This window comes from Blastococcus sp. TBT05-19, from assembly GCF_003319095.1.
In the GTDB taxonomy this organism is placed as follows: Bacteria; Actinomycetota; Actinomycetes; order Mycobacteriales; family Geodermatophilaceae; genus Blastococcus.
Window position 1 is genome coordinate 67523 of record NZ_QOHI01000003.1, and the last position, 20024, is coordinate 87546.

A 20024-nucleotide genomic window follows, 5' to 3' on the forward strand; every position below is an offset into this window, starting at 1 on the left:
AACCGCCGCGAGATCTGCACACTCGGGGTCTTCGAGCGCGTGAAAGCCCCGAGTGTGCAGATCTCGGGGAGGTCAGCTCTCCCGGTGCACCTTGTGCTGGGCGGCCTGGGCGCGGGGGCGGACCACCATGAGGTCGACGTTCACGTGGTGCGGGCGGGTGAGCGCCCATGCGATGCAGTCGGCGACGTCGTCGGCCACCAGCGGCTCGCGCACACCGCGGTAGACGGCGTCGGCCTTGTCCTGCGACCCCAGCCGGTTCAGCGAGAACTCCTCGGTGTGCACCATGCCGGGCGCGACCTCGATGACCCGCACGGGCTCGCCCACCATCTCCAGCCGCAGCGCCCCGACCAGGGCGTGCACGCCGTGCTTGGCCGCTGTGTACGAGCTGCCGTTCTCGTAGGTGACCAGACCCGCGGTCGAGCTGACGAACAGCACGTCACCGGCCCCGGAGGCCCGCAGCGCGGGCAGCAGCGCCTTCGTCAGCCGCACCGTGCCGAGCACGTTCACGTCGTACGTCCGCGCCCACGCGTCCAGGTCTGCTGCGGCCACCGGGTTCGCGTCGAACGCGCCACCGGCGTTGTTGACCAGCACGTCCACCCGCTCCAGGGAGGCGGCGAACGCGTCGACGGAGGCCTGGTCGGTGATGTCCAGCGCCACGGCTCGGCCCCCGATCGCCGCGGCCAGCTCCTCGAGCCGGTCGACCCGGCGGGCGGCGACGACGACGTCGAACCCCTCGGCCGCCAGACGGGTGGCGGTCGCGGCCCCGATGCCGCTGGAGGCGCCGGTGACGACGGCGGTGCGACCGTGCCCGGGCAGGGCGCGGTCCTCGGACTGGGGGGTCTCGGCAGGGTCGGGCATGCGGGCCATCCTCGCGCTGTTGCAGGATGGAGACGAGACAGGGGTGCGCCGGACGCACCGGAACAGCGCAGAGCGGGAGGTCGTAGGTGCCCGCTCACCGCACCCCCGGTACGGGCCTGCCCGCCCGGGTGGCGACGCTGTCGGTGCACACCAGCCCGCTCGACCAGCCGGGCGCGGGCGACGCCGGTGGCATGAACGTCTACATCGTCGAGGTCTCCCGACGGCTGGCCGCCCGCGGCATCGCCGTCGACGTGTTCACCCGCGCCACCTCCAGCGACCTGCCGCCCGTGGTCGAGATGAGCCCGGGCGTGACCGTCCGCCACGTCAGCGCCGGTCCCTTCGAGGGCCTGGGCAAGGAGGAGCTCCCCGCCCAGCTGTGCGCCTTCACCGCGGCGGTGCTCCGCGAGGAGGCCCAGCACGAGCCGGGCTACTACGGCGTCGTGCACTCGCACTACTGGCTCTCGGGCCAGGTCGGCTGGCTGGCGCGCGACCGCTGGAGCGTGCCGCTGATCCACACCGCGCACACCCTCGCCAAGGTCAAGAACGAGGCGCTCGCCGCCGGTGACCGCCCCGAGCCGCGCTCGCGCGTGATCGGCGAGGAGCAGGTGGTCGCCGAGGCCGACCGGCTCATCGCCAACACCGACGAGGAGGCCCGCCAGCTGGTGCGCCTCTACGGCGCCGACCCGGCGCGCACGCTCGTCGTCCCGCCCGGCGTCGACCTCGACCGGTTCGCCCCCGGCAGCCGGGCGGCGGCGCGACGCGCGGTCGGGATGCCCGAGGACGCCGTCGCGCTGCTCTTCGTGGGTCGCATCCAGCCGCTCAAGGCGCCCGACGTCCTGCTGCACACCGCCGCCCGGATGCTCGCCGACGACCCGGCGCTGCGGTCCCGGCTCCAGGTGCACGTCGTCGGTGCCCCCAGCGGCAGCGGCCTGGACGCCCCGCGCCAGCTCGAGAAGCTGGCCGCGGGCCTCGGCATCGGCGACGTCGTCCGCTTCCACCCGCCGCAGCCGCCGGAGCGGCTGGCGCACTTCTACCGGGCTGCCGACGTGACCGTGGTGCCCAGCCACAACGAGTCCTTCGGGCTGGTGGCCCTGGAGTCGCAGGCCTGCGGCACCCCGGTGGTCGCCGCCGCCGTGGGCGGGCTGCCGACGGCGGTCCGCGACGGCGTCTCCGGCGTCCTGGTCCCCGGGCACGACCCGGCCGACTACGCGGTCGCGGTCCGGTCGGTGCTCGCCCGCCGGGAGCTGCTGGCCGCCGGCGCCCGCCGGCACGCCGGCCGGTTCTCCTGGGAGCGCACCGTCGACGCCCTGGTCGAGGCCTACGCCTCCGCGGCCGCCGACATGGCCGCGGCGCCGCCGCGGCGGGCCCGCGAGCGCCGGACCGGGGGCCCGCTGCGCGCCCTGCCGGGCCTGGAGGTGGCCCGGTGAGCCGCTCGGTCGAGGAGCTCGACGCGGTCATCGACCAGACGCTGCGCGACAGCGAGCTGGTGCACGACCACCCGAGCCCGGGCACCTGGCTGGTCGACCTGCCCGGCACCAAGAAGCTCAAGACGGTCTGCGGGCTGATCGTGGGGGAGCACTCGCTGCGGGTGGAGGCCTTCGTCTGCCGCCAGCCCGACGAGAACCGCGAGCAGCTGTGGACCTACCTGCTGCAGCACAACGCGCGCATGTACGGCGTCTCGTACTCGATCGACTCGGTGGGCGACGTCTACCTGACCGGCCGGCTGCCGCACGCCGCGGTCACACCCGAGGAGCTCGACCGGCTCCTCGGTGCGGTGCTCAGCTACGCCGACGACCACTTCAACGCGATGCTGGAGATCGGCTTCGGCACCTCGATCCGCCGCGAGTGGGACTGGCGGGTGAAGCGCGGGGAGTCGTTGCGCAACCTCGAGGCGTTCGCCGCCTTCGCCGACCCCGCCCGCCGCACCGACCGCACCGGCGAGGGATGACGGCGACGGAGAAGTCGCAGCCGGGCACGGGAACGCCCGGCGCGGAGGAGAACCCCGGCTACGCCCGCCGATGGTGGGTGCTGGCCACGATGACGGTCTGCCTGCTCGTGGTGATCATGGGGAACACGATCCTCAACGTCGCCATCCCCACCCTCCAGCGCGAGCTGCGGGCGACCCAGGGCGAGCTGCAGTGGGCGGTGGACGCCTACATCCTCGTGTTCGCCGGTCTGCTGTTCTCCTGGGGCGTCATCGGCGACCGGATCGGCCGCCGCCGCGTGCTGCTGATCGGGCTGAGCATCTTCGCCGTCGGCTCGGTGCTGGCCGCCTTCAGCGACAGCCCGCTGGAGCTCATCGCCTGGCGCGCGGTCATGGGCATCGGCGGCGCCGCCGTCCAGCCGACGACGCTCGCCGTCATCACCAACGTCTTCCCGGCCCGCGAGCGCGGCCGGGCCATCGGCGTCTGGGCCGGCACCGCGGGGATCGCCGTCGCCGGCGGGCCGCTGGCCGGCGGGGCGGTCCTCGAGCACTTCTGGTGGGGAGCGGTCTTCCTGGTCGGCGTCCCCGTCGCCCTGGTCGGCATCGTCGCGGTCTTCGCCCTCGTGCCGGAGTCGCGGGATCCCAGCCCCGGCCGGCTCGACGTCCCCGGCGTCCTGCTGTCGATCGCGGCCCTCGCCGGGCTGGTCTACGGGATCATCCGCGGCGGCGGGGGTGAGGGGTGGACGACGCCGGCCGTGCTCGTGCCGCTGCTCGGCGGCTTGGCGCTGCTCGCCCTGTTCGTGTGGCTGCAGCGCCGCTCCGCCCACCCGGCCCTGGACGTGTCGCTGTTCCGCAACCCCGCGTTCTCGGCGGCCGCCGCGGCGCTGGGCCTGAACTTCTTCGCGCTGCTGGGCGCCACGTTCTACCTGGTCTTCTACCTGCAGGGCGTGCGCGGCCTGAGCCCCCTGGAGAGCGGGGCGGCGCTGATCCCGGTCGCGCTGGGCATGGCGGTCATGGCGCCGCTGAGCTCCGGGCTGGCCGAGCGCTTCGGCGCCAAGGCGGTGTGCGCGTCCGGGTTCCTGCTGATCGCCCTGTCCTTCGCCGGGGTGCAGCTGCTGGGCCTGGGCACCCCCGTGTGGGTGCTCATCGCCGTCCTGTCGGTGCAGGGCGTCGGCATGGGCACCGTGATGGCGCCGGCCACCGAGTCGATCATGTCCGTCGTGCCCCGGGAGAAGGCCGGCGCCGGGGCCGCCGTGAACAACTCCGTGCGGCAGGTCGGCGGTGCCCTCGGGGTCGCCATCCTCGGCTCGCTGCTGGCCGGCTCGTACGCCGCGCACCTGGGCAGCGCGGCCGACGACCTGCCCGCCGAGGTGCGGGAGGAGGCCTCGGAGTCGATCGTCGCGACGCTGGAGGCCGTCCGCCGGGTGCAGGACGAGGGCGGCGCGGACGCCGCGGCGGCCGCCGCCTCGGTCGTCGAGCCGGCGCGCGAGGCGTTCGTCTCCGCCATGCACGTCACCGCCGTCGGCACGGCCGCGGCGACGCTGATCGCGGCCGTCGTGGTCCTGATCTGGCTACCGGGGCGCCGCGATCGGGTGGTCCCGACCACCCGGTGAGGTGAACGATCGCCAGGGTGTTGACGCTCCGTCACCGTCTGCGCAGGCTTGCCGGGAAACCGTCCGGGGGAGGGGAACCCGCGCGGGCACGAGCGTGGGAGAACGACCTGTGACCGAGGGCCTGACCGCCGCCCGTCCCGATCTGACCGGTGGGCTGCGAGGCCGCCGCGACCCGTTCGCGCCGCTGCACGAGAACCCGCTCGCGGCGATGAAGCGCGACCCGCACCACCCCGGATCGGCCTCCCTCGCGGTGCCGACCGCAGGCGCGCCGCTGCCGGTGACCCGCTACGCGGACGGCCGCGACCGGATCAACCTGGGCACCGGCAACTACCTGGGCCTGGCCGGGGACCCGCGGGTCGTCGCGGCGGCCGAGGCGGCGTTGCACCGGTACGGCACCAGCACGTCGGGCAGCCGCGTCCTCAACGGCACCAGCGGGCTGCACCTGGAGCTCGAGGCCGAGCTCGCCGACGTCTACGGCACCGAGGACGCCGTCCTCACCTCCTCGGGCGTGAACGCCAACGTGGCCCTGCTGTCCACGATCTGCTCGCCCGACGACGTGCTGCTGGTCGACTCGCACGTGCACGCGAGCCTGCACGCCGCGGCGGCGGCCAGCCGGGGCACCGTGCAGCGCTGGCGGCACAACGACCTGGGCTCCCTCCTCCAGCGCCTCGAGGCGCTGGACCCGCGGGTCGGCGCGGTCGTGGTGGTCGACGGCGTCTACTCCATGACCGGCGAGCTCGCGCCGCTGGTCGAGATCACCGAGCTGTGCGAGCAGTTCGGCGCCCGGCTGGTCGTCGACGAGGCGCACGGCCTCGGCGTGCTGGGCGAGGTCGGCGTCGGGGCCGGCGAGGCGTTCGGCGTGCTCGACCGGGTCGACGCCGTGACCATCGCGCTGAGCAAGTCGCTGGCCAGCGTCGGTGGCGCGATCATGACCACCCGGGCCGCGGCCGACGGCATCCGCGCCGCGGCCATGCCCTACGTGTTCAGCGCGGGCAACGACCCGGCCTCCGTCGCCGCCGCGCTCGCCTCGGTGAGGATCCTGCGCGCCGAGCCGGAGCGGGTGCGCCGGCTGCGGGACAACTGCGCCCTGCTGCGCGCCGAGCTGACCCGGCACGGCGCCGCCCCGATCGTCGGCAGCGGCGCGGTGGTCGCCGTCCCGACCGGGGTCGACGAGGTCACCGGCACTGCCTGGCGGACGGCGTTCGACGCCGGCGTCTACACCAACGCCGTCGCCTACCCCGCCGTCCCGCGCGGCAAGGGCGTGCTGCGGCTGACCGTCATGGCCACGCACACCGAGGACCAGCTGCGCGCGGCCGCGGAGATCGTCGCCGCGTCGGTGCACCGCGCCCGCGAGACGGTGCAGGTCCGGGCGGTCGCCTGACACCCGGCCTGCCTGCGCGGACGCCGTCGGGCAGGATGATCGCCGTGACGACCTCGACCGGAACGCTGGTGCTGCTCCGCCACGGCGAGAGCGAGTGGAACAAGGCCAACCTCTTCACCGGCTGGGTGGACGTCCCGCTGTCGGAGAAGGGGCGCGCCGAGGCCGCCCGCGGTGGCGAGCTGCTGGTCGAGAACGACCTGCTGCCCGACGTGCTGCACACCTCGCTCATGAAGCGGGCCATCACCACCGCCGAGCTCGCCCTCGCCGCCGCCGACCGGCAGTGGATCCCGGTGAAGCGCTCGTGGCGGCTCAACGAGCGGCACTACGGCGCCCTGCAGGGCAAGGACAAGGCCGCCACCCTCGCCGAGTACGGCGAGGAGCAGTTCATGATCTGGCGCCGGTCCTACGACACCCCGCCGCCGCCCATCGCGGCCGACGACGAGTTCTCGCAGGACGCCGACGAGCGCTACGCCTTCCTCCCGCCGGAGGCGCGGCCGGCCACCGAGTGCCTCAAGGACGTCGTCGTCCGGATGCTGCCCTACTGGTACGACGCGATCGTGCCGGACCTGCGGGCCGGCAAGACCGTGCTGGTGGCCGCGCACGGCAACAGCCTGCGCGCGCTGGTGAAGCACCTCGACGGCATGGGCGACGACGAGGTCGTGGGCCTGAACATCCCGACCGGGGTCCCGCTGCGCTACGACCTCGACGCCGACCTGCGGCCGACCAACCCCGGCGGGCAGTACCTCGACCCCGCCGCGGCCGCCGCCGCCATCGAGGCCGTCAAGAACCAGGGCAAAAAGTAGCTCCGGTCGCGCCGAGCGGGCCCCGGAGGGGTCCGCGCAGGCGTGACGCAGCGGCTCAGCGCAACGGGGGACGGCTCCTGGTCGCGGTGTCGTCCGGAGGACGACAGATCAGTTGGCGGTCGCTTCAGGGACGTGCCGCTCGCCGGTCACCAGGTAGACGACCCGGCGGGCGACGCCGACGGCGTGGTCCCCGAACCGCTCGTAGTAGCGGCCCAGCAGCGTGATGTCGATGGCCGTCTCGACGCCGTGCGGCCACTTGTCCGACAGGAGCTCCCGGAACAGCTCGCGGTGGATGGTGTCCATCGCGTCGTCGTCGGTCTCCAGCTCACGGGCGGCCGCGACGTCGCGGGTGGCGATGACGGTGCCGGCCTTGGCGACCAGCATCTCCGCGACGTGCCCGGCCTCGAGGAACGCCGGACGCACCTCCTGCGGCACCGCGTGCTCGGGGAACCGCATGCGCGCCACCTTCGCGATGTGCTCGGCGAGGTCACCCATCCGCTCGAGGTCGCTGGCGATCCGCGTCGCGGTGACGATGGAGCGCAGGTCGGTGGCGACCGGCTGCTGGCGCGCGAGCAGCGTGAAGCACCGCTGGTCGATGCTCTCCCGCTGGGCGTCCAGCTGCTCGTCCCCGGCGATGACGAGGTCGGCCAGCGCGACGTCGGCGTCGAGCAGGGCGGTCGTGGCGGTGCTCATCTGGGAGCCGACCGTGTTGGCCATCGCGACCAGGCAGCTCCGGATGTCCTCGAGCTCCTCGACGTAGCTCTCGCGCATGTGCGGTCCTCTCCTCGTGATTCCCGGGGAACGCTAGGCGTCGCCCGGGGCCGGTCGGTCGCGGTGAGGTGAACGTCGGCCCACCCTGCGGTGAACTCTGACCCGTCCGGGCGGTGAACCTGTGCCGCACGGCTGGGAAAGGGCCCGTACACGCCTAGCATCTGGGCCGTGAGTCCGCTGGTCGCCCTGGTGGTCGGCCTCATCCTCGGTGGGGTGGTGGTCGCGACCGTCATCATCCGCTCGATCCCCGACCTGGGGCGGAGTTCCGGCGACGACGCGGCAGCGACGGCGCCCGAGGCGGCCCTGACCCGGCGGCTGGTGGACCTCATCGACCCGGCCATCGTGTTCGTGGACACCGACGACTCCGTCCTCCTCGCCAACCCCGCGGCCCGGGCCCTGGGCATCGTGCGCGGCGACCGGCTGCTCGTCCCCGAGCTCCTGGCGCTCTCCCACGACGTGCGCCGCGGCGGCAGCCGCCGGGCCGACGTCCGCCTGCCCGGGGACCTGGTCGGCTCCGGGCCGCGCCTGGTCGGCGCGCACGGGATGCGCCTGGACAGCGGCACCGTCGCCCGGCCGGGGCCGGTCGCCCTGGTGCTCCAGGACGTCACCGAGGCGCGGCGGGTGGAAGCGGTGCGGCGCGACTTCGTCGCCAACGTCGGCCACGAGCTCAAGACGCCGGTCGGGGCGCTGGCCCTCCTGGCCGAGGCGATCGAGGGCGCGGCCGACGACCCGGAGGCGGTGCAGCGCTTCGCCGGCCGCATCGCCGTCGAGGCCGACCGTCTGGGCCGGCTGGTGCGCGAGCTCATCGACCTCTCCCGCCTGCAGGGCGGCGAGCCGCTGCCGGAGCTGAGCCGGGTCGAGGTCGACCGGGTGCTCGCCGAGGCGGTGGACCGCACCCGCACCGCGGCCCGGGCCAAGAAGCTCGACATCGTCATCGGCGGGCAGCCCGACCTCGTCGTGCGCGGCGTGGAGAGCCAGCTGGCCACCGCCGTCACCAACCTGCTGGCCAACGCCGTGGCCTACAGCCCGGGGGAGAGCCGGATCGCCGTGGCCGCCCGGGCGCGCTCCGGTTTCGCGGAGATCGCCGTGACCGACAGCGGTATCGGCATCCCGCGCGCCGACCGGCAGCGCGTCTTCGAGCGCTTCTACCGCGTGGACCAGTCGCGGGCCAGCAGCACCGGTGGCACCGGCCTCGGGCTGGCCATCGTCAAGCACGTCGCCAGCAACCACGGCGGCTCGGTGAGCGTCTGGAGCGAGGAAGGGCTCGGCTCCACCTTCACCCTGCGCATCCCGCTCGCCGTCGCCGACGACCGCCCGGTCGCCGAGCCGGCTCCCGCCCCTGCTCCTCAGACCCTGGAGAACGAGCGTTCATGACCCGAGTGCTGGTCGTCGAGGACGAGGAGTCCTTCTCCGACGCGCTGTCCTACATGCTGGGCCGCGAGGGCTTCGACCCGGTCGTCGCCGCGACCGGGCCGGACGCCCTCGCCGAGTACGACCGCGGCGGGGCCGACATCGTGCTCCTGGACCTCATGCTGCCCGGGCTCTCGGGCACCGAGGTGTGCCGGGCGCTGCGGTCCCGCGGGAACGTGCCGATCATCATGCTGACGGCCAAGGACGGCGAGATCGACAAGGTCGTGGGCCTGGAACTGGGCGCCGACGACTACGTGACCAAGCCGTACTCGGCCCGCGAGCTCGTCGCCCGGATCCGGGCCGTGCTGCGCCGCCGGGGCGAGACCGCCGAGCCGGCCCCGTCCGACGGCGTGCTGACCGCCGGCCCGGTGCGGATGGACGTCGAGCGGCACGTCGTCGCCGTCGACGGGGAGCAGGTGGCGCTGCCGCTCAAGGAGTTCGACCTGCTCGAGTTCCTGATGCGCAACGCGGGGCGGGTGCTCACCCGGTCGCAGCTGATCGACCGGGTCTGGGGTTCGGACTACGTGGGTGACACCAAGACCCTCGACGTCCACGTCAAGCGGCTGCGGGCCAAGCTCGAGCCCGACCCCGCCAACCCGACCTACCTGCTGACGGTGCGGGGCCTGGGCTACAAGCTCGAGGCCTGAGGCCGACCGGGCGTCAGTTCTTGAGGTCGTCGATCTTCTGCGAGGCCTCGGCCTTGGTCAGCTGGTCGGGGTCGACGTCCTCGTCGGACTGGCGCGCCAGCGTCTCCAGGTAGCTCTTCTGCGGACCGGTGGCCGGCTCCTCGCCGGTGACCCAGTCGGCCGGGTCCTTCTCCGGCGAGGCGGCCGGCGCGGTGTTTCCGTTGGATTCGCTCATGTGTTCGAGCCTAGGCCGGGACGGGTCGCTCCGCACGGCGGGCGGCGGCGGTGACCGAGGCCGCGCGGGCCGCCTGCGTGGCGGTCCACCGGCGCCCGGTCCGGTAGACGTGCACGGTGCCGCAGGCGGGGCAGTCCACGTGCAGCGCGATGTGCGTCGGGTGGTTGGTGACCGACCGGATGCGCCGGTCGGAGACCAGCTCGTCGGTCCGGGTGGCGGGGCAGGTGATCAGCAGCATGAGGGCAGCCTGGCCCGGCCCTGAGTCCCGGACGAGTGGCAGGACTGACCATGACCGCCGGTTTTCTGCCATGCTGCCGCCATGGCTCTCCCGGACCGGCCGCTGGTCGTCACCGTCATCGTCGCCGACCAGCTCGTCGCCCCCTTCGGCCTCGGCGTCTGCAACGAGGTCTTCGGCTACGAGCGCACGCGGCTCGGGCTGCCGCGCTTCGACTTCGGGATCGCCGCGGAGCACCCCGGCGTCTGCCGGACCGACACGGGCATAGGGATCCTCGTCGAGCACGGCCTGGAGCGCGTGGAGCGGTCCGACATCCTGCTCATGACCGCGTGGGAGGACTTCGACGCCGACCCCTCGCCCCGGCTGCTCGACGCCGTCCGCCGCGCCCACGCCCGCGGCGCGCTGCTGGTCAGCCACTGCACCGGCGTCTTCGTGCTCGCCGCCGCCGGCCTCCTCGACGGTCTGCGGGTGACCACCCACTGGAAGTGGACCGGCGAGCTCGCCACCCGCTTCCCGCAGCTGGAGGTCGACCCGTCGGTCCTCTACGTCGACAACGGCCAGATCATCACCGGAGCGGGCACGGCGGCCGGGGTGGACGCCCTGCTGCACCTGATCCGCCGGGAGTGGGGCGCCAACGCGGCGAACTCGCTGGCGCGGGAGATGGTCGTGCCGCCGCACCGGGACGGCGGTCAGGCGCAGTTCATCGACGCCCCCGTGGCCGCGTGCGAGGACGATCGGCTGGGCGCGGTCCTCGGCTGGGCGCAGCAGCACCTGGCCGACGACATCAGCGTCGACCTGCTCGCCCGCCGGGCGCTGATGAGCCCGCGCAGCTTCGCCCGCCGCTTCAAGGCCACCACCGGGACGACGCCGCACGCCTGGCTGCTCGGTCAGCGGCTCGCGGCCGCCGAGGAGCTGCTGGAGAACAGCGACGCCTCGATCGAGGAGGTCGCCCGCCTGGTCGGCTTCGGCACGGCCGCCGGTCTGCGCGAGCAGTTCACCCGGCGGCGCGGTGTCTCGCCGCGGTCCTACCGGCAGACCTTCCGGGCGGGTGCGGCGTCAGTCGCCGGGACGGCGCCGGTGCAGCTCGACGGGCACCGGGCGGGGGCTGGCCGGGTGGGGGGCGATCATGCCCTGGTCGAGGCGGAGCTGGGTCAGCCGGCGTAGCTCGGTGAAGGCCGGCCGGCCCAGCAGCGCGGTGAGCTCCGCGGCGTAGGTGTCCACCAGCGGCTCGGGCGCCACGTGCGCGGTCGGGGAGCCGGTGCACCACCAGTGCAGGTCGGAGCCGCCGGGGCCCCAACCGCGCCGGTCGAACTCGCCGATGCTGGAGACCAGCACCCGCGTGCCGTCCGGCCGGTCGACGTGCTCCTGCTCGCGGCGCACCGGCAGCTGCCAGCAGACGTCGGGCTTGGTCGTCAGCGGGTGCACCCCGGTGCGCAGCGCCATCGCGTGCAGCGCGCAGCCGGTGCCGCCGGGGAACCCCGGTCGGTTGAGGAACACGCAGGCGCCGTCGACCACCCGGGTCCGCAGCGAGCGCACGCCGTCCTCGGCGTCGTCGGCGTCGTCCTCCTCGGTCCAGGCGCCGCGGCCGACAGGGGCCAGCTGCCAGTCCTCGTCGTCGAGGCCCGCGAACGCCGCGGTGACGCGTTCCAGGTCGTCCTCGTCGGTGAAGAACGCGCCGTGGCTGCAGCAGCCGTCGTCGGGCCTGCCCTCGACCACCCCCGCGCACCCGCGCCCGAACACGCACGTCCAGGCCGAGGTCAGCCAGGTCAGGTCGGCGCGGACGAGGTGCTCGGGATCGGCCGGGTCGGGGAACTCCACCCACTCGCGGGGGAAGTCCGGCGCGACCTCCTCCGGGGGCTCGTTCCGCACCCGCCCAGCCTAGGTCTGCCACGATGCTCCGCGTGCCCGCCCCCGACCCCGCCGTCGACGCCTACCTGGACGGGCTGGGCGGACCCCGAGCCGACGCCGCCCGCACGCTCCGCCGGCTCTGCCTGGAGGAGCTCGACGGCTTCACGGAGGGGATGGCGTACGGCATGCCCGGGTACCGGCGCGGACCGGAGGCCGACGGCGAGATCGCCTTCGCCGACCAGAAGCAGCACCTGTCCTTCTACGTGCTGCGCACCGACGTCATGGCCGCCCACCTCGACCGGCTGGGTGGTCTGGGCCTCGGCAAGGGGTGCGTGCGCTACCGCCGGGCCGACCAGCTCGACGAGGACGTGATCCGCTCCATCCTGCGGATGACGGCTGCGACCAGCGGCGCGGTCTGCTGACCCGGCAGAATCGCCCCATGCGACTCGGGGTGCTGGACGTCGGCTCGAACACGGTGCACCTGCTGGTCGTGGACGCCCACCGCGGCGCGCACCCCACGCCCATGCACGACGACAAGTCGGTGCTGCGGCTGGCCGAGCACGTGGGGTCGGACGACGTGCTGTCCAAGGCGGGGGAGAAGGCGCTGCTCACGGCGGTCCAGCGGGCCTGCGAGCAGGCCGAGGAGCAGGGCTGCGACGAGTTCATGGCCCTGGTGACCTCCGCGATCCGCGAGGCGGCCAACGGCCTGGAGGTGCTCGAGCGCGTCCGGGAGCGCACCGGCGTGGAGCTGAAGGTGCTCACGGGGGAGGACGAGGCGCGGCTGACCTTCCTCGCCGTCCGCCGCTGGTTCGGCTGGAGCGCCGGCCGGTTGCTGGTCCTCGACATCGGCGGCGGCTCCCTCGAGCTGGCGGCCGGGGTCGACGAGGACCCCGACGTCGCGCTCTCGCTCCCGCTGGGGGCCGGCCGGATGACCCGCCACTTCCTCCCCTCGGCGCGGCAGGGCGGCCGGCCCGATCTCGCCGCCCTCGAGGCGCTGCGCGCCCACGCCGACGAGCTGCTGGCACCGGCCGCCGAGAAGATCACCGCCCTCGGCGCGCCTGACCTGGTGGTCGCGACGAGCAAGACGTTCCGCACGCTGGCCCGGCTCGCCGGTGCCGCTCCGTCGTCGGCCGGGCTGCGGGCGCACCGCGAGCTCACGGCGGTCGGGCTGGGTCAGGTGGTGGGGTTCATCTCGCGGATCGAGTCCGACGCGCTGGCCGAGCTGCCGGGCGTCTCGGCCGACCGCGCGCACCAGGTTCCCGCGGGAGCGGTTGTCGCTGCCGCAACTCTGCGTGCGCTGGACGTACCGTGCGTACGGATCGGTCCATGGGCGTTGCGCGAGGGTGTCATCCTCCGCAGGCTCGACTCGTTGGGAGGAGCGTGATGGCCGAACCGGACTGGAACCCGGACACGGGCGGGCGGTCCCTCGCCGAGATCCTGCGCGAGGCCGGCGTCGAGTCCGCGGCCCGGCAGCAGGCCCGCCGGCGTCGCCTCGAGGACGACGACGACACCGGGATCCGGCAGCGCCGCGCGAGCGACGCGGCCGCCCGCGAGCGCGCGGGCTTCAGCCGACGCCGCAGCGACGTCGAGGCCCCTCCGTCCGCGCGGCCCTCCCGGCCCGCCCCGCGGGTCGCGGCCGGCCCCTCCACCGCAGCCATCCCGGGGCTCCGGCCCGACCGCAAGCCCGGCGTCCCGCAGCCCTCGGCCCCCGTCCCACCGCTGCGCCGCGCCGCCGAGGTGGCCGGCGCCCAGCGCACCACCCCCCGCACCGGCGGGCGGACCGCCGAGCGCGACGAGCGCCGGGGCGCCACCCGCGCCCCGGTGCGCGAGAGCCATCCGCACACCGGCCCCATCCCCGTCGTCCGCGCGGACGACCTGCCCGACACCGACGTCGACAGCACGCCGCAGGAGAGCGCGCTGGCGTGGCTCCGGTTCGGCGGCGAGCTGCTGATCGCGCTCGCGGCGGGTGTCGGCATCTACTTCGCGGCCACCGTGCTGTGGGAGATGGTGCCCCGCCTGGCGATGTTCCTGGCCCCGCTCGCGGTGACCGGCCTGGTGGCCGGGGTCAACCTGTGGCGGAACCGGCAGGGTGCCGAGCCGGTCGGTGCCCGGCTGCTCGCGGTGCTGGTCTTCGCCGGCACGCTGCTCACCATCGCCCCGGCCGCCAACCTGCTCGGCACCTCCTGACCGCTCGCCGTCAGGCGTCGGCCGGCTGCTCCTCCCGGGCGAACTCCTCGACGATCGCGGCGCCGAAGGCGTCCAGGTCGTCGGGGTTGCGGCTGGTGATCAGGTTGCCGTCGACGACGACCTCCTCGTCGACCCAGTTCGCGCCCGCGTTGCGCAGGTCGGTCTGCAGCGACGGCCACGAGGTCATGCGACGCCCGCGGACCACGTCGGCCTCGATGAGGACCCAGGGCGCGTGGCAGATCGCCGCGACCGGCTTGCCGGCGTCGAAGAAGGCCTTCACGAACGCCACGGCGTCGGCGTCGGCCCGCACGAAGTCGCCGTTGATGACACCGCCGGGCAGGACCAGCGCCGCGTAGTCGTCGGGGTCGGCCGACCCGAGGTCGGTGTGCACGGTGCGCTGCTCACCCTTGTCGATGTGCTCGTAGGCCGTGATCGTCCCGGTGCTGAACGAGACCAGCTCCGGTTCCGCGCCGGCCTCCTCCAGTGCCTGCCAGGGCCGGTCCAGCTCGACCTGCTCCACGCCGTCGGTGGCCAGCACGGCCACCCTCATCCCGTCCAGTTCTCCTGCCATGGGGGCGGCGCTACCCGGGGGCCGGACCGCACACACCCGGGCGCACTACGGTTCGGACGTGCCCGCCGTCCTGCGCTCCCGCCTGTCGTCGGCGTGGGCGGGCAGCCGTGCGCCGTCGGCCGAGGACGCCGTCCGTGCCGCCGGTGACCTGGTGGCCGCCGGCCGCCGGGTGGCCCTGGAGCCGCGGAGCGCCGCCCCGGCCGGCCTGCTGCCCGAGCTGGCCGGCCGGCTGACCGCCGCCGGTCTCGGTGCCTTTTCCGAGGTGACGGTCCCGGCCGGGGGCCCGATGCCGCCCTCGGACGTCGCCGTCGCCCTGACCGGTCCGGCCGGGGACGTCGACCGGCTCGCAGCGCTGCTGCCCGGGGCGCGCGTCGTCGTCGACGCGACCGCACCTGGGGCGGCGGACCGCTGCCGGCGGCTGGCCGGCGGGCGGGTCCGGCTGGTCTCCTCAGGACGCGGTGCCGCGGCGGACCTCGCGTTCGTCCGGTGCCTCACCGTCCTCCTGGCCGGCGACGGCGAGCACGCCGTCGCGACCACCGATCCACGGATCATCGCCGTCACCGGAGAGCGCGCGGCCTGGAACGGCCGCCCGCCCGAGAGCTGGGAGTACGTCATGCCCTGGGGAGCCCCCACCGAGGAGCAGCACCGCCTGGTCGCCGCCGGCCATCCCGTCCGCGTGCAGGTCTCCGTGGCCGGAGGCCGGGCGTGACCGCCGCGGGCCGGCGCGGCCTGGCGATCATCGGCGGCGGGAAGATGGGGGAGGCGCTGCTCTCCGGGCTGGTCCGCCGCGGGGGACCGGACGGCATCGTGGTGTGCGAGCGCAGCGCCGAGCGGGCGCAGCAGCTCGCCGAGCGCTACGGAGTGGGCACCGTCGACCTGGCCGGCGCGGCGGCGCGCGCCCGCGTGCTCCTGCTGGCCGTGAAGCCGCAGGACATCGACGGGCTGCTCCGCCTGGTCGCCGAGCACGTCGACACCGGTCACCTGGTGGTCTCCATCGCCGCGGGCGTCCCGACGGCCCGGATCGAGGCGGCGCTCCCCGAAGGAGTCCCGGTCGTGCGGGTCATGCCGAACACCCCGGCGCTGGTGGACGAGGGCATGAGCGTGCTGTCGCCCGGAGCGCACGCGGGCGAGGCCGAGCTGGACGAGGCCGAGGCGCTGCTGGCCGCCGTCGGCCGGGTGCAGCGGGTGCCCGAGGCGCAGCAGGACGCCGCCACCGCGCTGTCCGGCAGCGGGCCGGCCTACTTCTTCTACCTCGTCGAGGCGATGGTGGACGCCGGCATCCTGCTCGGTCTCCCGCGTGCGCTGGCCGCCGACCTGATCGTGCAGACCGCGCTGGGGGCGGCGGTGATGATGCGCGACTCCGGGGAGCACCCCGTCCAGCTGCGCGAGGCCGTCACCAGCCCCGGGGGGACGACGATCGCCGCGATCCGCGAGCTGGAGCGCCACGGGGTCCGCGCCGCGCTGATCGCGGCCATCGAGGCCGCGCACGCGCGCTCGGTGGAGCTGGGAGTCGACAAGTCGTGACGTCGACTGGTCGACCGTCACCGACCGGAGCGAGCCGAACACAGTAGCGCCCGTTCGAGCACTTTGGGTGGACGCTGCGTGATTGAACCTTCACGGTGTCGCAGAACGCGCCGGAACGCCTGTGTCGCGTGTTGCATACGTGTAGTTCTGCCGAGGACGGACCGGTCCGCCTGTTCGTTTCATCCATCGCATCCGTCACGTCAGTCCCCTTACGCTCAGTGCCAGCGCATGCGTGTTCAGTTGCCGGTGGGGAAGCCGGCGCCACGACATGGGCTAGGTACCGGAGACGAAGACATGACCATGCCCCAGCGCCACGCTGCCGCCACCGTCGTCCGCCCGGGGATGCCCGTCCCGCGCCCGATGGGTCGCCCGATGCCCGCTTCCGCCGTCGCCCGCCCCGTGCCGGCCGCTCACCCGGCCGCCATGCCGGTCGGCCGCCCGTCGGTCCCCGCCCCCCGTGCCGCCGTCACCTTCCTGACCGTCGCCGAGGTCGCCTCGATGATGCGGGTCTCCAAGATGACCGTGTACCGCCTCGTCCACGCCGGCGAGCTCTCCGCCGTCCGCGTCGGCCGCTCCTTCCGCGTGCCGGAGCGCGCCGTGCAGGACTACCTGCGCGACGCCTACACCGACATCGCCTGAGAGTCGCAGCCGACGTGCTCTGTCACGCCGAGTGGGCCCCGGAGGGGTCCGCGCAGGCGTGACGGTGGGGCTCCGCGTTCTGGGGGACGGCACCTGGCCGCGGTGTCATCCGGAGGATGACAGGGTCATAGCGCGGCTCGGGTACGCTCGGTCGCCGAGCGACGCCGGGGTGGACCCGGCGGTCGCGCTCGAGCTGTTCCAATACGACGTCGGGAGCACCACGTGGGTTCGGTCATCAAGAAGCGGCGCAAGCGGATGGCGAAGAAGAAGCACCGCAAGCTGCTGAAGAAGACGCGCGTTCAGCGTCGCAACAAGAAGTGAGCTGACGCTCGTGCCGCCCGCGGTCGTCCTCGTCACCGGTGTGAGCCGGTGGCTGGGTGGCGCGCTGGCGGCCGAGCTCGCAGCCGATCCGGCCATCGAGCGGGTCATCGGCGTGGACACCGTCCCGCCGTCCCCGGCGATGCTGCGCCGGCTCGGCCGCACCGAGTTCGTGCGGGCCGACATCCGCAACCCGCTGATCGGCAAGGTCATCGCGGCGGCGTCGGTCGACACCGTGGTGCACATGAACATCAGCTCCACGCCCGCCGGGTCCGGTGGGCGCGTGCCGATGAAGGAACTCAACGTCATCGGCACGATGCAGCTGCTCGCCGCGTGCCAGCGCGCGCCCTCGGTCCGCCGCTTCGTCCTGAAGTCCACGAGCGCGGTGTACGGCGCCTCGTCGCGCGACCCCGCCGTCTTCACCGAGTCGATGCAGGCCCGGCAGGTCCCCTGGGGCGGTTTCGCCAAGGACAGCGTCGACATCGAGGGCTACGTCCGCTCCTTCGCCCGCCGGCGTCCCGACGTCGACGTCGCCGTCCTGCGGTTCACCAACTTCATCGGCCCGCGGATCGACTCGCTGCTCACCGGCTTCCTCCGGATGCCGCTGGTGCCGACCGCGCTGGGCTACGACGCCCGCGTGCAGCTGCTGCACGAGGACGATGCCCTCGCCGTGCTCACCCGCGCGACCACCGGCTCGTTCGCCGGCACGGTGAACGTGGGCGGGGAGGGCACGCTCCTGCTCTCCCAGGCCATCCGCCGGCTGGGCCGCGTCGAGGTGCCGCTGCCCACGCCGGCGCTGGGCTCGGTGGGCCGGCTCTCCCGCCGCTTCGGGTTCGTGGACTACTCCCCGGAGCAGATGCGCTTCCTGAACTTCGGCCGCGTCGTGGACACCGCGCGCCTGCGCACCCGGTTCGGCTACACCCCCCGGTACACGACGGAGGCTGCCTTGGCCGACTACGCGCGCACGGTCGCGCCGGTGATCGACCCGCTGACGGTCCGGTCGGTGACCGGGGGCCTGAGTTCCCTGCTCACCCGGGTCGGCGACACCGCGTCGGCGGTGGAGCGGCGGTTGCGCCCGACCCCGCCGCCTCCCGGCCTGCGGGCGGTGCGCGATGCCTGAGGCCCGCGTGATCCCGCTGCGCCCGGACGACGACGAGCCGTTCGCCCCGGTGTCGCCGCCGGCCTGGGACGACCAGGTCGCAGGTGGCCTGGAGTTCCTGCAGCGCCGTCTGACCGGCGAGTACGAGACGGACGAGTTCGGCTTCGACCCCGATCTGGCCGACCACGTCCTCCTCCCCATCCTGCGGCCGTTCTTCCAGAAGTGGTTCCGGGTGGAGACCTTCGGCCTGGAGAACGTCCCCGCCGACAGCGGCGCGCTCGTCGTGGCCAACCACTCGGGCACGCTGCCGATCGACGCGCTGATGACCACGGTCGCCCTGCACGACGAGCACCCGGCGGCGCGCCGTTTCCGGCTGCTCGGCGCCGACCTGGTCTTCGACATCCCGCTGGTCGGGGCGATGGCCCGCAAGCTCGGCGCCACCCTCGCCTGCAACGAGGACGCCGAGCGGCTGCTCACCGAGGGCGAGCTGGTGGGGGTCTTCCCCGAGGGCTTCAAGGGCATCGGCAAGCCGTTCCGCGACCGGTACACGCTGCAGCGCTTCGGTCGCGGCGGCTTCGTGTCGGCGGCGCTGCGCACCGGGAAGCCGATCATCCCGTGCGCCATCGTCGGCGCCGAGGAGATCTACCCGATGATCGGCAACGCCAAGACGGTCGCGCGGCTGTTCGGGCTGCCCTACTTCCCGATCACCCCGACGTTCCCGCTGCTGGGGCCGCTCGGACTGGTGCCGTTGCCGTCGAAGTGGCTGATCGCGTTCGGCGAGCCGATCGAGACGGCGTCCTACGGTCCGGCCGCGGCCGAGGACCCGATGCTGGTCTTCAACCTGACCGACCAGGTGCGCGAGACGATCCAGCACTCGCTCTACCAGCTGCTCCTCCGCCGGACCTCCGTCTTCGGCTGATCGAGGGACCCTCGTCCCCCCACGCCTCGCTCCGCTCGGCGCGGGACCCTGACGAGGGCCGCTCCCTCAACTCACCAGGGGAACCTGTTGCGGCGGCGGAGCGCGACCGCGCCGCCGACCAGGCCGCCGGACAGCGCCGCGGCGGCCACGGTGGGGACGCCGATCTTCGCTGCCTTGCGGCCGGTGCGGAAGTCGCGGACCGTCCAGCCGCGCGCCTTGGCCGCGGCCCGGAGCTGGGTGTCGGGGTTGACCGCCACGGCCGTTCCGCAGAGGGAGAGCATCGGCAGGTCGTTGGCCGAGTCGCTGTAGGCGGTGCAGCGGGCCAGGTCGAGCCCCTCCCGCTCGGCCAGCGCCAGCACGGCCTCGGCCTTCGCGGGCCCGTGCATCATCTCGCCGACGAGCCGGCCGGTGTACCGCCCGTCGACGACCTCGGCCACGGTGCCGAGCGCACCGGTGAGCCCGAGCCGCTGGGCGATGATCGAGGCGAGCTCGACCGGGGTGGCCGTCACCAGCCAGACGCGCTGGCCGGCGTCGAGGTGCTGCTGGGCGAGCACCCGGGTGCCCGACCAGATGCGGTCGGCCATGAGCTCGTCGTAGATCTCCTCGCCGGCCTCCGAGATCTCGGCGACCTGGCGCCCGGCGACGAAGGCCAGGGCGTTCTCGCGGATCGTGTGGATGTCGTCGGCGCTCTCGTTGCCGGCGATGCGGAACTTCGCCTGCTGCCAGACGAAGCGGTAGAGGTCGCGGCTGGAGAAGTACTTGCGGGCGGCCAGCCCGCGGGCGAACCAGAAGAGCGAGGCGCCCATCATCATCGTGTTGTCGACGTCGAAGAACGCGGCGCCGGTGAGGTCCGGCTCGCGCACGGGAGGCGCGGCCACCTCCGCCGCGGCCGCGGACGCCGCACCGGCGACGTGCGCGCGGGTGCTCTCGTCCGCCTCGGCGACGGCGCGCCCGACCCGGCGGCCACGCAGCGACCATCGCGGCACAGCGACCTCCCTGCCCTCGATCCGCCGAGCGGCGCCCGATCCCGACCCCAGCGACCCTAGCCGTAGCCGGAGGCCGC

At 74.2% G+C, this 20024-nt stretch carries 24 protein-coding genes; 17 read left to right on the forward strand and 7 right to left on the reverse strand.

What is annotated here, in order from left to right:
- Positions 1 to 72: 72 nt before the first annotated feature.
- Positions 73 to 858 carry an SDR family oxidoreductase gene (locus DQ244_RS09290; RefSeq protein ID WP_113811221.1) on the reverse strand — a complete coding sequence of 262 codons (786 nt, stop codon included), beginning with the start codon at positions 856 to 858 and terminating at the stop codon, positions 73 to 75.
- Positions 859 to 944: 86 nt separating this feature from the next.
- Here DQ244_RS09290 and mshA point away from each other — a divergent pair, with 86 nt between their 5' ends.
- From mshA to DQ244_RS09315, 5 genes are all read left to right on the forward strand, one after another.
- Complete coding sequence (mshA, locus tag DQ244_RS09295) at positions 945 to 2285, forward strand: D-inositol-3-phosphate glycosyltransferase (protein ID WP_233491289.1); 1341 nt, start codon at positions 945 to 947, stop codon at positions 2283 to 2285.
- Positions 2282 to 2806 (forward strand): YbjN domain-containing protein, encoded by a 525-nt coding sequence (locus tag DQ244_RS09300; protein WP_113811223.1) that lies wholly within the window; start codon positions 2282 to 2284, stop codon positions 2804 to 2806. The genes mshA and DQ244_RS09300 overlap by 4 nt, the downstream gene beginning before the upstream one ends.
- Entirely contained in the window at positions 2803 to 4395 is a 1593-nt protein-coding gene (locus DQ244_RS09305) for an MFS transporter (RefSeq protein WP_113811224.1), read from the forward strand. The genes DQ244_RS09300 and DQ244_RS09305 overlap by 4 nt, the downstream gene beginning before the upstream one ends.
- A 109-nt stretch (positions 4396 to 4504) precedes the next feature.
- A complete protein-coding gene (locus tag DQ244_RS09310; protein WP_113811225.1) occupies positions 4505 to 5776 on the forward strand; it encodes an aminotransferase class I/II-fold pyridoxal phosphate-dependent enzyme in 1272 nt (423 codons plus the stop codon).
- 35 nt (positions 5777 to 5811) lie between these two features.
- Positions 5812 to 6579 carry a phosphoglyceromutase gene (locus DQ244_RS09315; RefSeq protein ID WP_113811226.1) on the forward strand — a complete coding sequence of 256 codons (768 nt, stop codon included), beginning with the start codon at positions 5812 to 5814 and terminating at the stop codon, positions 6577 to 6579.
- 108 nt (positions 6580 to 6687) lie between these two features.
- Here DQ244_RS09315 and phoU read toward each other — a convergent pair whose 3' ends face one another.
- Complete coding sequence (gene phoU / locus DQ244_RS09320; protein ID WP_113811227.1) at positions 6688 to 7350, reverse strand: phosphate signaling complex protein PhoU; 663 nt, start codon at positions 7348 to 7350, stop codon at positions 6688 to 6690.
- A gap of 168 nt (positions 7351 to 7518) precedes the next feature.
- Here phoU and DQ244_RS09325 point away from each other — a divergent pair, with 168 nt between their 5' ends.
- On the forward strand, positions 7519 to 8724 hold the full coding sequence (locus DQ244_RS09325; RefSeq protein WP_113811228.1) for a cell wall metabolism sensor histidine kinase WalK: 1206 nt from the start codon (positions 7519 to 7521) through the stop codon (positions 8722 to 8724).
- Positions 8721 to 9407, forward strand: a complete 687-nt coding sequence (locus tag DQ244_RS09330) for a response regulator transcription factor (RefSeq protein ID WP_113811229.1) — start codon at positions 8721 to 8723, stop codon at positions 9405 to 9407. Before DQ244_RS09325 ends, DQ244_RS09330 begins: the two co-directional genes overlap by 4 nt.
- A 13-nt stretch (positions 9408 to 9420) precedes the next feature.
- Here the strand turns inward: DQ244_RS09330 and DQ244_RS09335 are convergent, their stop codons facing one another.
- Positions 9421 to 9621, reverse strand: coding sequence for a DUF3072 domain-containing protein (locus tag DQ244_RS09335; RefSeq protein WP_113811230.1), 201 nt, complete (start codon positions 9619 to 9621; stop codon positions 9421 to 9423).
- Between the two features lie 10 nt (positions 9622 to 9631).
- On the reverse strand, positions 9632 to 9859 hold the full coding sequence (locus DQ244_RS09340; RefSeq protein ID WP_113811231.1) for a hypothetical protein: 228 nt from the start codon (positions 9857 to 9859) through the stop codon (positions 9632 to 9634).
- Between the two features lie 81 nt (positions 9860 to 9940).
- Between DQ244_RS09340 and DQ244_RS09345 the strand changes: the two genes are divergently transcribed.
- Positions 9941 to 11020, forward strand: coding sequence for a helix-turn-helix domain-containing protein (locus DQ244_RS09345; protein ID WP_113811232.1), 1080 nt, complete (start codon positions 9941 to 9943; stop codon positions 11018 to 11020).
- On the opposite strand, the gene DQ244_RS09350 is transcribed toward DQ244_RS09345, so the two are convergent.
- Entirely contained in the window at positions 10913 to 11725 is an 813-nt protein-coding gene (locus DQ244_RS09350; RefSeq protein WP_113811233.1) for a hypothetical protein, read from the reverse strand. The genes DQ244_RS09345 and DQ244_RS09350 overlap by 108 nt on opposite strands.
- 32 nt (positions 11726 to 11757) lie before the next feature.
- On the opposite strand from DQ244_RS09350, the gene DQ244_RS09355 reads away from it, so the two are divergent.
- Genes DQ244_RS09355 through DQ244_RS09365 form a run of 3 tightly spaced genes read left to right on the forward strand, consistent with a single transcriptional unit; the run spans position 11758 to position 13891 of the window.
- Entirely contained in the window at positions 11758 to 12126 is a 369-nt protein-coding gene (locus tag DQ244_RS09355) for a DUF1801 domain-containing protein (RefSeq protein WP_199580321.1), read from the forward strand.
- A gap of 17 nt (positions 12127 to 12143) precedes the next feature.
- Positions 12144 to 13088, forward strand: coding sequence for a Ppx/GppA phosphatase family protein (locus tag DQ244_RS09360; protein ID WP_113811235.1), 945 nt, complete (start codon positions 12144 to 12146; stop codon positions 13086 to 13088).
- Positions 13088 to 13891, forward strand: coding sequence for a hypothetical protein (locus tag DQ244_RS09365; protein WP_113811236.1), 804 nt, complete (start codon positions 13088 to 13090; stop codon positions 13889 to 13891). Before DQ244_RS09360 ends, DQ244_RS09365 begins: the two co-directional genes overlap by 1 nt.
- A gap of 10 nt (positions 13892 to 13901) precedes the next feature.
- On the opposite strand, the gene DQ244_RS09370 is transcribed toward DQ244_RS09365, so the two are convergent.
- Positions 13902 to 14462 (reverse strand): type 1 glutamine amidotransferase domain-containing protein, encoded by a 561-nt coding sequence (locus DQ244_RS09370; protein ID WP_113811237.1) that lies wholly within the window; start codon positions 14460 to 14462, stop codon positions 13902 to 13904.
- A gap of 58 nt (positions 14463 to 14520) precedes the next feature.
- On the opposite strand from DQ244_RS09370, the gene DQ244_RS09375 reads away from it, so the two are divergent.
- The 6 genes from DQ244_RS09375 (at position 14521) to DQ244_RS09400 (ending at position 18961) form a co-directional block, all read left to right on the forward strand.
- Positions 14521 to 15171: a hypothetical protein gene (locus DQ244_RS09375; RefSeq protein ID WP_113811238.1), complete on the forward strand. Its 651-nt coding sequence runs from the start codon at positions 14521 to 14523 to the stop codon at positions 15169 to 15171.
- Positions 15168 to 15986, forward strand: a complete 819-nt coding sequence (gene proC / locus DQ244_RS09380) for a pyrroline-5-carboxylate reductase (protein ID WP_113811239.1) — start codon at positions 15168 to 15170, stop codon at positions 15984 to 15986. Before DQ244_RS09375 ends, proC begins: the two co-directional genes overlap by 4 nt.
- Positions 15987 to 16409: 423 nt before the next feature.
- Entirely contained in the window at positions 16410 to 16625 is a 216-nt protein-coding gene (locus DQ244_RS09385) for a helix-turn-helix domain-containing protein (protein ID WP_113811550.1), read from the forward strand.
- Between the two features lie 222 nt (positions 16626 to 16847).
- Positions 16848 to 16946, forward strand: a complete 99-nt coding sequence (locus DQ244_RS09390) for a 30S ribosomal protein bS22 (protein ID WP_012854759.1) — start codon at positions 16848 to 16850, stop codon at positions 16944 to 16946.
- A 10-nt stretch (positions 16947 to 16956) separates the two neighbouring features.
- A complete protein-coding gene (locus tag DQ244_RS09395) occupies positions 16957 to 18063 on the forward strand; it encodes an NAD-dependent epimerase/dehydratase family protein (protein ID WP_113811240.1) in 1107 nt (368 codons plus the stop codon).
- Positions 18056 to 18961 carry a lysophospholipid acyltransferase family protein gene (locus tag DQ244_RS09400; protein ID WP_113811241.1) on the forward strand — a complete coding sequence of 302 codons (906 nt, stop codon included), beginning with the start codon at positions 18056 to 18058 and terminating at the stop codon, positions 18959 to 18961. The genes DQ244_RS09395 and DQ244_RS09400 overlap by 8 nt, the downstream gene beginning before the upstream one ends.
- Positions 18962 to 19032: 71 nt before the next feature.
- On the opposite strand, the gene DQ244_RS09405 is transcribed toward DQ244_RS09400, so the two are convergent.
- Positions 19033 to 19947, reverse strand: a complete 915-nt coding sequence (locus DQ244_RS09405) for an HAD family phosphatase (protein ID WP_113811242.1) — start codon at positions 19945 to 19947, stop codon at positions 19033 to 19035.
- Positions 19948 to 20024 lie beyond the last annotated feature (77 nt).